Source organism: Pseudomonas sp. C6002 (genome assembly GCF_013385805.1).
Lineage (GTDB): Bacteria > Pseudomonadota > Gammaproteobacteria > Pseudomonadales > Pseudomonadaceae > Aquipseudomonas.
This window is the reverse complement of sequence record NZ_JACAPH010000024.1, coordinates 38107-52725: the sequence shown is the minus strand read 5'-3', so window position 1 is coordinate 52725 and position 14619 is coordinate 38107. Positions and strand designations below refer to the sequence as shown.

Here is a 14619-nt window from a genome sequence, read left to right as displayed (position 1 = left end):
GTCACCACAGCGCCAGGTCGTACGTGAGGTAGACCCGGTAGTTGTCACGATCGCTCGCATAGGTCGAGCGATAAGTGGCCTTGCGCAACTCGATGCCTACGCCTTTGAAGGTGCGGTCCTGGATCACGTAGCGCAGGTTGGTGTCCAACTCCCACTCGCGGGCTTCGCGGCCCTTGAAGTCACCGTTCTGGCCCTTGTAGTAACGGGTCATGAAGGTCAGGCCTGGCAGCACGGCGGCAAAGTCGTAGTCATAACGCAGCATCCAGGTTTGCTCACCGGCCTGGATGAATTTGCCGACACCTGCGTTGCTGAAGGAATACACCGTCGACACGGTGGCGTAGGGCAACGCGGTATTGCCGGTGACTTTCTGATAACCCACGCCCAGCGCCTGCGGCCCTAGCCGGTAGGTGAACAACCCGCTGAACATGTCGCTGTCGACCTTGCCATTGCGTGCCTCGCCCGCTTCGTTGCTGATGAAGTAACGCAAGTCACTGGTCAGGCTGCCGGCACCCACTGGCTGTTTATGCACCAGGCCAAAGAACTGCTGGCGATAGAATTCACGCATTTCGCCGTAGTACCAGGTACCGCTTAGCTTGGGCGTGAAGGCATAGGTGGCGCCGGCGAAATCAAAGTCGCTGCCCTTTTTGCCGCTGTAACCCTGGGGATAAATGTCCACGCTGTCGGTCGAGTTTCGCAGCTTGAACTTGTCCAGGTGCCCGGCGTGCACGTACAGGTTACGGACGCCGCTGTACTCGACCTGAGTGCCCTGGAATGTTTGCGGCAGCAGCCGGCCATCGTTGTACACCAGCACTGGAATCTTCGGCAGCAGCGTGCCGGTTTTCACCACGGCTTCACCGATGCGCATCTTCGCGGTCACGCCCAGGCTTGAGAATTCGCTGGCCGCGCGGCCATCGTCGTGCACCGGCAACAGCCCGGTGCCAGCATGGGCGCGGCTGGAGTCGAGCCGGATCCCCGACAACCCCAGCGCATCGAGGCCGAAACCCACCGTGCCTTCGGTATAACCCGATTGCAGGTTGAGCAAAAAGCCCTGGGCCCACTCCTTGCGGTCCTCGCCGCCGTCGCGGTAACCGTCGTTGAAATAGTAATTGCGCAAGGTCAATTTGCCGTGGGAATCCTCCCAGAAACCCTGGGCCATCAATGCCGGTGACAGGCTCGCCAGCAAGCCCGTGCACACCACTCCTCCCCTCGTGAAAAGCTCACGCATAACCGTCTCCCGAATGCCGTATTGTGATTTTTTATGGGCAGTTGCTGCCTGCGATACGCTGGACGGCGCCTCGCATTGCGGCGGACACTAACGGCTCCTCGAACGCCCGGCAACGTTATGCGAGAAGCGCATCAGGCTATGCGCAAAGCCCTCAAACCACAGGAAAATCACGGTGAATCTCAAGCAGCTCGAAGCCTTCAAGGCGATCATGTCCACCGGTTCGACCATCGGTGCGGCGACCCGCATGGGCCTGTCGCAATCCGCGGTCAGCCGTTTGTTGAGCCAGTTGGAAGAGGCATTGGGTTTCGCGTTGTTCCTGCGCAAAAAGGGCCGCTTGATGGCGACCCCGGAGGCTGAAGAACTGCTCGCCGAAGTGGCCGGCCTGGTCGACGGCATGCAGCGTATCCAGCGCCTGGCAGATGAGATGCGCGTGGGCCGTTCGCGCAAGAGCCTGATCAAGGTCGGGGTGCCCACCAGCATGACCCAGGAGCTGCTGCCGCGGATCGTCGCCGAGTTTCTCAAGGGCCGGGAAGACATCGTGGTCGAGCTGCTGACCGGTTCCTACGACATGATCGAACGGGCCGTGCTCGACCGCTCCGCCGACCTCGGTTTTGTGCGCTTGCCTACCGAGATTCCCGACTTCGAGATTGAACCGGTGCTGGAAACCGAAGGCGTGTGCGTGATGCCCGCTGACCATCCGCTGACCCGCCACGCCTGCATCGAAGTGCACCACTTGCGGGACGTGCCGCTGGTAATGCTGGGCCGGCAACGGGCCCTGCGGGCGGAGTTGAACCAGGTGTTTCGCGCAGCCAACCTGACGCCACAGGTGCGGGTGGAAGTGCACTCGGTGGGCGCCGCGTGCAGCTTTGTCGCCGAGGGGTTGGGGGTGTCGATCGTCAATGGTTTGCTGGCCAGCCACTTCATGCATTTGCCGATTGTGGTCCGCCCGTTTCGACCGGCATTGCCCTATGCATTCGGCCTGGCGTTTCGCGCGGATGAACCCAGGTCCAAGGTGGTGACGGCGTTTGCCGAGCACCTCAAGCACCGCCTGGCCGCACAAAACGCATAGCCCAACCCAGCCCGCGCATAACGTTGTCGCCGTTAAAACTTTGCCCTAGTGTCCGCTCCACAAGTGTCACCCGACACAACAATAACAGCGCACACCGGGGCAGCCAGCATGACCGAACCGCAGATCGTCCGTACCCACTCGCCCACTGAAACGCCGGTGGAAAAACCCGCGCAGCGCAAGCAGATCAACCCGGCCATCATTCTGTTGAGCATCGTGCTGCTGGCTGTCGCCTTCACCTACGCGGTGAACTCGGGCAAGTTCCAGCGCCAGAACGGCCTGGTGGTTCCGGGCTCCTATCAGGTGCTGGAAAAGCACGACTCCCTGGGCCAACTGTTCTCCCTCGAACCGCGCAAGGCCAGCGATACGGTCGCTCGGCCGGTATCGTTGGTCGAGGGCTTCATGGCCATTCCCCAAGGCATCGAAAAACGCGCTGCGCTGATTTTCATGGTGCTGTTCATCGGTGGGATGTTCGGCGTGTTGAACAAGGCCGGTGTGATTGATGCCGGTCTTGAACGCCTGCTGGGGCTGACCCGGGGCAATATCTACGTGCTGGTGCCCAGCCTGATGCTGGTGTTTTCCGCCGGCAGCACCTTCATGGGCCTGGCCAAGGAATTCATCCTGATCGTGCCGTTGATGGTGGCCATGGCCAACCGCTTGGGGCTGTCGAACCTGATCGGCCTGGCCATCGTGGCCATCTCGGTGAAGATCGGCTACCTGGCCTCCATCTCCAACCCGGTGGCGCTGTCCGTGGCGCAGCCGATGGTGGGGCTGCCGATTTTCAGCGGCCTGAGCATGCGCGTCCTGGCCTACTGCACGTTCCTGCTGGTGGGCATCGCGTTCGTACTGTGGAGTATCCGCAAGCACGGGTTTGATGCCAGCGCGCAGATCACCTTCGAACGCAAACCGCTGCCCCTGCGCCACCTGCTGAACCTGATCGTGCTGGGGGCCGGTATAGGTTTCCTGGTGTACGCCTCGAACCGCTGGGAGTGGAAATACCACGAGCTGTCGGCGTTCTACCTGCTGCTGACCGTGGCGTTCAGCGTAATCGCCGGCCTGGGTGCCAGCACCGCCGCCAGCGCCTTTGTCGACGGCATGAAAAAGGTGCTGATCGCCGGTGTGTTGATCGGCCTGGCGACCGCCGTGGAAATCATCCTCAGCACCGGCCAGGTGCTCGACACCATCGTCAACAGCCTTGCCAACCTGGTGGGCGATCATGGCCCGGTGGTCTCGGCCTACGGCATGTTCTTCGCACAACTGGGCCTGGATGTACTGATCCCGTCCACCTCGGGGCAGGCGGCGGTGACCATGCCGATCTTCGGGCCGCTGGGACAGCTCTCCGGCGTCAGCCCGCAAACCACGGTGTTCGCGTTTTTGATGGGCAACGGCCTGACCAACATGATCACCCCGACCTCCAGCGGCCTGTTGGTATTGCTGGCCACCGCCAACGTCGGCTGGGGCCAGTGGGCACGCTACATCCTGCCGCTGTTTCTGATCTATGCGGTGCTGGCGATGGTGTTGTTGGCCATTGCCGTAGGCACCGGGTACTGACCCCATGAGTGTTTTTCCCATGCAGACGTTGCACAACCAGATGATCGCCATGCGCGACGGCATCCACCTGGCCACCGATATCTACTTGCCCCAGGGCCCAGGCCCTTTTCCGGTGGTGATCGAACGCACCCCGTACGACAAGAGCAAACCATCGCGCTCGGAAATCCAGCTCGACGGCCAGCATATTTCCCGCGAGCAAATGGCCGCGCGGTTCACGGCCCAGGGCTTTGTCGCGATCTTCCAGGATTGCCGCGGGCGTTACGCCTCCGAAGGCGTGTTCACCAAATACACCGCCGAGGGCGAAGACGGTTGCGACACCCTGGCATGGATCGTCGAGCAGCCGTGGTGCAACGGCAAGATTGGCAGCATGGGCCTGTCCTACGCCGCCCACACGCAACTGGCGATGGCCTGCCTGCATCCGCCGGGCCTCGCCAGCATGGTGCTGGACAGCGGCGGCTTCGCCAACGCCTACCAATGCGGGATTCGCCAGGGCGGCGCGCTGGAGCTCAAGCAGGCCACCTGGGCGTTTCGCCAGGCCAAGGAAAGCCCGGCGGCACTGGCGGATCCGAAGATCCTCGAAGCCCTCGAACAGGAAGACATCCACCAGTGGTTCAAGCGCATGCCATGGCACGCCGGGCAATCGCCCCTGCGGCATGTGCCGGAGTACGAAGCCTATCTGCTGGAGCAGTGGGCCCAGGGCGACTTCGGCCCGTACTGGCAAGCGCCGGGCATCTACGCCGAAGGGCATTACCACGATCTGCCGGATATCCCGGTGCTGTTCATGTCCAGTTGGTACGACGCCTATGTCAGTTCGACCCTCGCCAACTACGCGGCGTTTTGCGCCGGCAGTACGGCGCAGCATCAGTTGATCATGGGCCCCTGGCTGCATGGTGATCGCAATATCACTCACAGTGGCGATGCGCAATTTGGTGCGCCAGCGGCCTTCGACGGGCAGGTGGCGAAAGACTGGTTGAGCTGCCGCCTGGACTGGTTTGAACGCACCCTCAAGGGTTCGCCGCTGCCTGCACCCGCGGCGGTGAAGGTGTTCTTGATGGGCGGTGGCACCGGTGAGCGCGATCAACAGGGGCGCTTGCAACATGGCGGGCACTGGATCGACAGTCATCAATGGCCGCTACCGGATAGCCGGCAACTCACCCTGCACCTCACCGCACAACGCCAACTGCAACCTGAACCACCGACCACCGAGGGCCAGCTCAGCTACTGCGCCGACCCGGCCGATCCGGTGCCGACCATCGGTGGCGCCCTGACCTCCGGCGCGCCGATTTTTGTCGGCGGCGCTTTCGACCAACGCGAGCGGGCGGACTTCTTCGGTACCCGTGGCGACCAGCGCCCCCTGGCCGAGCGCAGCGATGTCTTAAGCTTCCAGACCGAGCCACTCAGCCACGACCTGATCGTCGCAGGCCCGCTGCGCGTGGAACTGTGGATCGACAGCGATGCGCCCGACACCGACTTCACCGCCAAACTGGTCGACGTCTACCCGGACGGCTACGCCATGAACATCACCGACGGCATCCTGCGGGCCCGCTACCGAAACACCTGGGAGCACCCCACCCTGCTGACCCCGGGTGAGCGGGTCAAGGTGGTGATCGAACCCTTCGCCACCTGCAATCTGTTCCAGCGCGGCCACCGGTTGCGCCTGGACGTCGCCAGCAGCAACTTCCCGCGCTTTGACGTCAACCCCAACAGCGGCGAAGCACCCGGCCAGGCAGAACATCCCAGGGTGGCGCGCAACACGCTACACCTGAGTACCGATTGCCCGTCACGCCTGATACTGACCGTGGTCGAGGCCTTGAGTAACTAACTACCGCCATCCACACGCCGAGACTGCGCACCCTCAGGGACCATTGACTCCCTGAGGACCGGCCATGCCCGCCCAGCCCCCGAACACATCACCACTTACCCCGGAACAACTGAACGGCTACCTGCTGCAAATCGGTCATCGCTTGCAGGTTTTCCCCAATGGCCAGGCGCCCGCAGCACAATCCTCTACCGAGTTGCTGGAGGTGCAGGCATTGCACACCGCCCTGGCAGAAGAAAGCCGCTGGAGCCTGCAGAACGCACAAGTGCATTACACCGTCCCCGGCGACTGGCTGATCCAGGGCGAGCCCGGCCGGTTGAACCGCACGCGCATCAGCCAGGCATTGCACAAGAAGCTGGCCGCCCTGGAAATCGAAAGGCGTCCCAACGGCCACTTACGCAAGAACTGGATACTCGACAGCCATCAGCCGATGCTGGAGGCCGAGGCCAGGCTGAAGGTCAAGGATCGCCTGCTCAGCCCTGCCGACCAGCTGCTGGTGACGAATATCGTCAGCGGCCCCGAGCTGCGCCCGGGTATCCATCGCCTGACGTTTCGCTACCGCCAGCAGGCCATCGAGTTCGCCGGGGTGTTCATACTCACCCGCAGCCAAACACCGGTAACCCACCTGGAGATCGAGGACGGCGATGTGTTGCTGTTCACCCCTTCCAGAGGCCTGGAGGCTTTCACCTCACTCAAACACCTGGATCGCACGTTGCAAGAGCGCATGAAGCAGGCGGCCTGGCGCCAGGAGCTGCTGCAACACTTGCCGCGCCGTTACCAGCACTTGCGCGCGGCGAGTATCTGGCCGCTGGTGCCAGGCCCTATCGACAGCCTCCCGCTGAACGAACACACCTACAACGCCCTGCAGGACAAACAACATCAGGACATCGCGTTTGCCCTTGGCCTGGACGGCCATCCAGCGCCGACAGACGTCGCCAGAATGACCCTCGAACTGGACCAGGCGCTGCGCTGCTCGCCTTGGGACCTGGCCTCGCGCCTGGAACTGCGCGCGCAGCAGTTACTGGAAAAACTGCTGCACGAATCCGCTCCCGACTGGTACCGCAGCGCCAATGAGGCCCAGCGCAAAACCCTCGCCGAGCACCTGCGCACCTATGAACACCTCAGCCTGCAAGTGCTGGCGCTGCTCGGCCCGGCGGCCTCGCCCGAGGCCATGGCGCGCCTGCAATTGCTTGAGCACCTGGACGGCGACCTGGATATCCAGGGTCTGATCCCCGAGCAACTGCAGATCAGCACCGAGCGCACCCTGAAGTCAGGCAACTCGTACAACCAGCACAACAACCTGGTGCAACTGGCGGTACGTGGCTTGCACCGTGGCGATGAACACGCCGCTTCCGAGTTTCTCGAGCACACCCAACTGACCTACGGCCAGCAGCCATTGCCGCCCGAGTTCCAGGACGTCACCCCGGCTTACCTCGCCGAGCTGCTGGCCAAGGTTCAACCAAGCCTGAGCTTCGCCGAAGAACAAAAGCGCGCCCACAGTTTGCCCGCCGTACAGGAAGCCATGCAGCAGATGCTCGACAGCCGCCTGCACGCGCTGGCCTACAGTGCATCGTTGCAAAACCATATCAGCGCGGACGACTACGCACTGCTGCAAACCCTGAGTGAAGGCCCCTCGCCCACACTCACTGCCTGCTGCCTGTTCCTGCACAAGGCTCCGCTCAAGGACCTGTGGGTGCTGCGCCAGACCGATGCAACGGGCGCGGTCAAACGCTTGCTGCTGTGCACGCCTCACGCGCCACGCGCCGAACAGTTCCAGGCCTTTGGCAGCGAGCGGGAATTGCAGGCGCATATCCTCGGCTGGAGCCAGGAGATAGCGTCCGCTCCAGGTTCGCGCAGCATGAAAGACTACCTGCTTGAACAGTTGGTCAGCCGGATCCGGCCCAAATACAGCGCGATGCTTTCCGCCCTGGGTTTTACCCCGGCCAGCCTTGAGTATTTGATGATCAGTTTCGGCGCGCCCTCCACCTACGAGGCCTGCCTGGTGGAAATGAGCACCACGACGCTGGCCATGCAGGCCGATGAATACCTGTATCAGATGCCCAAGTGGCTGAGCCAGGCATCGGCAGCCGACCGACAGAAACTCGCCGATCTCAAGGAACAGGCACTGGGCGCGGCACAGGCCTACGCCGCAAGCCCGGGTAGCCCACAACAGTTTCCCGACTTCGACAGTTACTTGCACAAGGCGGCAAAAGCCGCCCTCAACCAACTGCTCGGCAACCCGATCCCGGCGGTAGACCCAAACCTCGTGGGCGTGATCACCCCGCGCGAACGCGTCAGCTACACCACGCTGTACCGCAATGGCTACGACGCCAGCCTGGGCTTTATCAACCCCGACGCCAGCACCACCGCGCAGTTCAAGGGACCGCCCGGCGTCGACCTGAGTCGACTCACCGCGCAAACGGTGAGCAACTCGGTCAGAGGCACCTGGATCGGTGACCGCTATGTCGCCGAGGTCGAGAAAACCCTGCTGGACCCGCAAGGCCCCCACTATGCATGGCGCCGCAACATGGCCCTGGAGGTTACCCAACTGCACATGCACGTCGCTGCGCTTGAGTGCTGCCTGCAAGGCTGCCTGGCAACAAGCGACCTGGCCTGGCTGGAAAAAAGCATCGACAGCCTGGCCGATAACAGCGATGCCGTGCGCAATCGGTATCGGCTCTATCCCCTGCACATCAGCGGGCAAGTGATCGATGGCTGCTACCTGTTCCACCACGCCAACGACCTGCCCCTGCTCTACACCCCGCACGCACCGGATGGCATCGCCTTCAGGCCGCAACGGGAATTCAACGAACGCCTGAAAAACCTTGAAGGCATGGACACCTACTACATCAGCCGGGTCGCCAGCGTTGAGCGCACGGCGTTCGAGCCGAGGTTGCATGCGTTGGTGGCCGGCCTGCCGGCACAGCTCAAGGGGCTGTATTCCAAGCCGGTGTTCGACGAAGTGCCTCGCACCGCACTGCCGCTGAAGAACCTGCATTACCACACCTACGACAAAAAGCTGCGTCACCGTATCGACGAAGTCAAAAGCACCACCACCGGGCGCTTGCAGATGATCATGGAGCTGGTCAGCGTGATCGGCGAAATCACCATTGCCGTGCTGACCGCGCCCTTCCCGACACTGAGCCTGGCCTTGGGCGGCTTGCTGGTGTTCAAGGATTCGATGCTCGCCCTGCATGCCTACAGCCGCAACGACACCGCCGCCGCGCTGGGACATTATCTGGGCGCGCTGCTCAATGCCGGCGGGACGTTGTTGACCGACCTGCGGCCCCTGCTGTTCGCCCCCGTCAAGCTCGCCCGTCCGCCGTTGCGCCATATTGCCCGGGTGACCAAGGACCAACAGGCCATGAGCTTGATCAAGCAACTGCAACCGCAGCCCCCATTGCCCCAGGGCATGCAGCCTGTGCTGTTTGCCGGCGACAGCCTGTGGGCCTCGCACACCCCGGACAGCCTGGGGCGATTCCTGTTGTTTCGCTACGACAACACCAGCGGGCAATTGCGCTCCACCGGCAAGCTGGTGAACCAGACGGTGGACGGCCAGTGGCAGCGCTCCGGTGTCATCGGTGGCATGCCTGGCCCTGAAAGACTCGGGCAGCCCTATGAGTTGTCGGAAAAGTTTCGCCGGGACGTATCGGCTGTCATCGCCCCCGAGGACCGGTCGGCGCTGTTCCTGCAAATCGCCTACCTGGATCGAGACCTCAATACCCACAGCATCTGGATCTCGCGTCGGCAACTCGCCCCGGCACTCAAACAGCACCTGGACAATGTCAGGGCCCTGACGGATGACGCCGACGCGTTTTTTGCACGGTTGCCCGCCGTGGTTCCCCGGGCCGAAACCCTGAACCCGGCGCCAGACATTGCCCTGCGTGACTTGCTCAAGCTGCTGATCGATGACGCGCACAACCTGGTGGTAGGCGAGGCACCGTTTTCCACCGCGGCTAAACAGGTGCTGATCGAAAACATGCAGTACCTGCGCGAACTGAACGTCACGGTTCTCTATATCGAGCCGCTGTGGCGCGACATTCATCACCTGAAAACCCACTCACGGTTTTCCAGTGGTTTCTCGAAACGGGCCGAGGGCCAGCTCAAATCCATCGACAAGGAAAATTACCGCGACCCCGAAGGGTTGTACGGCCACTGGATGCTGGTAAACACCGCGCAACAGCACGGAATTGAGGTCAGACCGTTGAACGCCTCAAGCTCCTACGACCTGGAAAACACCCTGTGCCTGTTTGATTCACGCCCGGCCCCGATTCGCGCCAACCGGCTGACCAACTTTTACTCCCACACCCTCATCAACGATGACCAGGCGAAAAAACCGGGCGAGCGCTGGATAGCGTTGGTTGATCAAAAACGCATGAGCACCTATCGCGGCACGCCGGGCCTGGCCGACCTGCAAAAGAGCATTGCCCTGCGGGTCGACGACGCCTTCGACCAACCCACCCGAGTCATCGCGGATGTGGCCGGCGGCATTCCCGGCGATGCCCTGGCCAAGGGCGACCTGAAGCTGTCGTTGCACACGGCACGCCAACCGGCGCCGCACCCGGGCCCCTCGGTGGAGCGCTCACATGCGCTACGGCCAACGCGCCCTCTGCCTGTTGAGGCGCCGCGCCACTTCAGCACCTTTGACCTGCCCCATGAACACCTGGGCCTGATCAGCGAGGAAATCACCTTGCCGATAGGCACGCGTGAAGCGCTCTTCGCCACCGCCTACAGGGAGACCGCCAGCAGCCGTCGCGCAGCGCAAACCACCTTCGACCAGACCCGCAAAAAACTTCAGGATCAGGCCCAGGCGTTTTTTACCGAACACACACCGCCTGCTCGGGGAGCACTGCCTGTGGTCGACCCGGCCCTGGATGAGGCGAAATTTATCGATCAACTGCTGGACACCGCCGATGGCCTGGTAGTCGGCGAAGCCCACGCCGGTACGTCGAGCAAAGGCTTCCTCAGCCGGCACATGGAATACCTGAAAGGCCAGCGCGAAGTAAAAACCCTCTACATGGAGCAACTCACCACCGAGCTGCATCAGGCCGACCTGGATATCGTCCACAGCCTGGGCTTTATGCCAGATGAACTGTGGAGCTACCTCAACGCATTGGACAAAGGCCACGGCGTACCGGCCGACAGCCCCTACGGTTTTGTCAGCCTGGTGCAGGTGGCGATGAAGCATAACGTGCGGATCCGCGCACTCGACTGTGTCGCCAGCTTGCGGGTGGACGGCATGCCCGCCTCCAGGACATCAATGTTCAACTACTTTGCGACCCAGGTGATCCGCGCCGACCAGCTTCAACAGGGGCCACACAAGTGGGTCGCGCTGGTGGGCGAAACGCACGCCAATACCCATCGCGGCGTACCGGGCATTGCCGAGCTCAACAACGGCATCAGTCTGCTGCTGGACGATGTGCCTCCCGGCTCGGCCAGCGGCTTTGTGCGTGAGCCCGCCAGCGTCCAGGCGCTGCCGCGCGAGCAGCAATGGCCACTGGTGCGCTACGACTTCAAGAAAAACGTCGAAGTCGCCGGTGCGCCATTGCCGCTACCTGCCACGCCCGCACCACCCCTCAGCCTCGAACAACGCCTGCGGCGCAAAGGCGACTACCTGCTTCAGCGCACCCTGGACGACGGGTTGGAGATGGTCCATAAAAACCGCGACGGCGTACTGGTCCACACCGCGTTGCAGCAGGATGCCAGGGGGCACTTCGTCAATCGCTGGAACCTGGATGACCGCCGTTTCAGCAGCAGGGAAGCGTTGATCGACATCATCACCACCAGCAAAAGAATGCGCCAAGTCCACTGATCCTCGCACCGCCCTCTGCATGAGGGCGGTGCGACCGCTCGTCGCTCACGTTCCATAAATCCTGCCCTCACGAAAAAACCGTTTCAGCTCTCGCCAGGGCTGCCGATACCTCCTGACTACCCATCGGCTGGTCGCTACTTCCAGCAACCGGATGTACCCGCAAATCTGTTCCTGGAGGAATGCGATGAATAGTTGGTTCGGCAACATCAGCGTCAACATGAAACTGGGCCTGGGCTTCGGCCTGGTACTGGTCCTCACCTCGATCCTCGCGCTCACCGGCTGGACCAGCCTGGGCGGCCTGATCGACCGCAGCAACTGGATGAGCGACATCACCCAGCTCAACGCTTCGCTGACCAAACTGCGCATCGTGCGCCTGCAATACATGTTGGCCAACGGCGACGAAGCCGTGGCGCAAAACGTGCAGACCAACCTCGACGGTTTTGTGGCCCAGCAACAGAAGCTGCTGGACAGCTTCAAGAGCCCGGACAACCTCAAGCTGCTCAATGAGCAAAAAGCGATCATCACCGCTTACCAGCAGTCCTTGAACAAGATGCGCGAGGCCTACCGCAACGGTAACGCCGCGCGCCAGGTCATGGGCAACAAGGCTGACATCGCCAATGCGCAGATCAGTGCCCTGGACGCCAGCGTGCGCCAGATGCCCGAGAGCACCGAGCGCTTTGCCCAGTTCGAGGCCGTGACCAGCGCCAAGGAACAGTTCCAGTTGGCCCGCTACGAAGTGCGCGGCTACACCGGCAACGTCAACGCCGAGACTGAAGCCCGTGCCGCCGCGCAGATCGAGAAAGCCATCGACGGTCTGAAAGGCCTGCACGCAGCGTTTGGCGCCAGCCAACAGCCTGCACTGACCGCCCTGGAAACCGCCCTCGGTGCTTATCGCAGCGCGGTGCAGAACTACAAGGCGGCCAACGCCAACATCGTCTCGGCCCGGGCAGAAATGACCACCCAGGGCACCGACATTGTCACCATCAGCGACAAGCTGTACGACATCCAGCTGCAACGTCGTGACGCCGAAAGCGCCCAGGCCCGCAGCCTGCAACTGATCAGCACATTGCTGGCCTTGCTGGTGGGCATCGTGGCGGCCGTGATCATCACCCGCCAGATCACCCGCCCACTGCGCGAGACCCTCGCCGTGGTGGAGCGCATCGCTTCCGGCGACCTGAGCCACAACATCCAGGTGACCCGCCGCGACGAACTCGGCGTGTTGCAGCAAGGCATCCAGCGCATGGGCACCACCCTGCGTGAACTGATCAGCGGCATCCGCGACGGCGTGACCCAGATCGCCAGCGCCGCCGAAGAGCTGTCGGCCGTGACCGAACAGACCAGTGCCGGGGTCAACAGCCAGAAGATCGAGACCGATCAAGTGGCCACCGCCATGCACGAAATGACTGCCACCGTGCAGGAAGTCGCACGCAACGCCGAACAAGCGTCCCAGGCTGCCTCGGCCGCCGACGGTGAAGCCCGTGCCGGTGACAAGGTGGTGGCCGAAGCCATCGCCCAGATCGAACGTCTGGCTGCCGAAGTGGCACGCTCCACCGACGCCATGACGCACCTGCAACAAGAGAGCAACAAGATCGGCAGCGTGATGGACGTGATCAAGGCCGTGGCCGAGCAGACCAACCTGCTGGCGCTCAACGCCGCCATCGAAGCAGCGCGTGCCGGTGAAGCCGGTCGGGGTTTTGCGGTGGTCGCCGATGAGGTTCGCGGCCTGGCCCAGCGCACCCAGAAATCCACCGAAGAAATCGAAGGCCTGGTGGCCGGTTTGCAGAACGGCACCCAGCAAGTGGCCGCCGTGATGAACAACAGCCGCAGCCTCACCGACAGCAGCGTCGAACTGACGCGCAAGGCCGGTGTGTCGCTGGAAAACATCACCCGTACGGTGTCGAATATCCAGTCGATGAACCAGCAGATTGCCGCAGCCGCCGAACAGCAGAGTGCCGTGGCGGAAGAGATCAGCCGCAGCATCGTGAATGTGCGGGACGTGTCGGAGCAGACGGCGGCAGCCAGCGATGAGACGGCCAAGTCGAGTGTGGAACTGGCGCGTTTGGGCGGGCAGTTGCAACAGATGGTCAGCCATTTCCGGGTGTAAATCCCAGGCACAAAAAAGCCGCCCCGGTCGAAGCCGGGGCGGCCCACTTCTCAGACCTTAACGGTCATCAAAGCTGTCCCGCAGGAATTTCCACACGTGATAAACACGCAGGGAGTTCACTACGAGGTCCCACGTACGTCGTGCAAACTTGGACATACTCGGCCCTCCATCAGTTGGGCCTACCTCCAGCGCACTTACCGGAACACGTGAGCCTTCGGACGCAGGTCAATGCTTCCAGTGAGGCGGCCGGGCTTTGGGTCCTCCCGCATGAATCCGGCACGGATTACTAGCCCGTGGCGTTCGGTCCATAAATTCGCGCGCGTACCCAGCCCACCTACAAACGACATACACAGAACGGGGGCGATACTAACCAACATCCCGCTCAAAGGTGTGACCTGGGAGAACTAATCCACCGGTAACGCTCCAAGAATTTATTGCCAGTTTTTGCAGTCGTCCTTAAATAGCGTAGATCTCAAAGAACTGAAAACACCGAGTGTCACCAGGCCTTGCGTGATGCCTGAACCGACAGTAGTATCCGGTCAGCAGGTCAATGCTTCCGGTGAGGCGCAACCCCAGCCGCGAACTGGGATTGCAATAAAAAACCGCCCTACTAAGGCGGTTTTTTATTGCCTGCGATTTATGCGCGCAGCCTCAGCTGCTGACTTCTTCAACAAACACCAACCGGTTCCCAGACGGGTCGCTGATGCTCATTTCGCGACTGCCCCACGGCGTGTCTTCAATACCGGGCTTGGCGTTGCGGTAATGCTTGGCCAGCAACTGTTGCTGGTACGCTTCCAGCCCTTGGGCCTGAATCCGCACCGCCGCACCCGGCGTGCAATCGCCATGGTGCTCGGACAAGTGCAGCACGCAGTCCCCCAGCGACACCTGCAGGTACAGCGGAAAGTTGTCTTCAAACCGGTGCTGCCAATCGACCTTGAACCCCAGGAAATCGACGTAGAACTCCAGGGTTTTGGCCTCGTCGAAACTACGCAAGATGGGGGTGACTTTTCCTAAGTGCATGGCGATTGCTCCGTGTTTGAGA

At 62.1% G+C, this 14619-nt stretch carries 7 protein-coding genes and 1 pseudogene; 6 read left to right on the top strand and 2 right to left on the bottom strand.

Annotation, left to right across the window (positions count from 1 at the left end; all coding sequences use genetic code 11):
* Position 1 precedes the first annotated feature (1 nt).
* Positions 2 to 1225: an OprD family porin gene (locus HX817_RS16600; protein ID WP_177040611.1), complete on the bottom strand. Its 1224-nt coding sequence runs from the start codon at positions 1223 to 1225 to the stop codon at positions 2 to 4.
* 172 nt (positions 1226 to 1397) lie between these two features.
* Between HX817_RS16600 and HX817_RS16595 the strand changes: the two genes are divergently transcribed.
* From HX817_RS16595 to HX817_RS31635, 6 genes and pseudogenes are all read left to right on the top strand, one after another.
* Positions 1398 to 2294 (top strand): LysR family transcriptional regulator, encoded by an 897-nt coding sequence (locus tag HX817_RS16595; protein WP_177040610.1) that lies wholly within the window; start codon positions 1398 to 1400, stop codon positions 2292 to 2294.
* Between the two features lie 108 nt (positions 2295 to 2402).
* On the top strand, positions 2403 to 3842 hold the full coding sequence (locus HX817_RS16590) for a YfcC family protein (RefSeq protein WP_087693429.1): 1440 nt from the start codon (positions 2403 to 2405) through the stop codon (positions 3840 to 3842).
* Between the two features lie 19 nt (positions 3843 to 3861).
* On the top strand, positions 3862 to 5664 hold the full coding sequence (locus HX817_RS16585; RefSeq protein ID WP_177040631.1) for a CocE/NonD family hydrolase: 1803 nt from the start codon (positions 3862 to 3864) through the stop codon (positions 5662 to 5664).
* Positions 5665 to 5728: 64 nt separating this feature from the next.
* Positions 5729 to 11473, top strand: coding sequence for a membrane-targeted effector domain-containing toxin (locus HX817_RS16580; RefSeq protein WP_177040609.1), 5745 nt, complete (start codon positions 5729 to 5731; stop codon positions 11471 to 11473).
* A 151-nt stretch (positions 11474 to 11624) separates the two neighbouring features.
* A pseudogene (locus tag HX817_RS31640) lies at positions 11625 to 12722 on the top strand (methyl-accepting chemotaxis protein); the annotation flags it as partial.
* Positions 12714 to 13577 carry a methyl-accepting chemotaxis protein gene (locus HX817_RS31635; RefSeq protein WP_371132985.1) on the top strand — a complete coding sequence of 288 codons (864 nt, stop codon included), beginning with the start codon at positions 12714 to 12716 and terminating at the stop codon, positions 13575 to 13577. The pseudogene HX817_RS31640 and the gene HX817_RS31635, both read left to right, overlap by 9 nt.
* A 651-nt stretch (positions 13578 to 14228) precedes the next feature.
* Here HX817_RS31635 and HX817_RS16570 read toward each other — a convergent pair.
* Entirely contained in the window at positions 14229 to 14597 is a 369-nt protein-coding gene (locus HX817_RS16570; protein ID WP_003212279.1) for a glyoxalase superfamily protein, read from the bottom strand.
* Between the last annotated feature and the right edge of the window lie 22 nt (positions 14598 to 14619).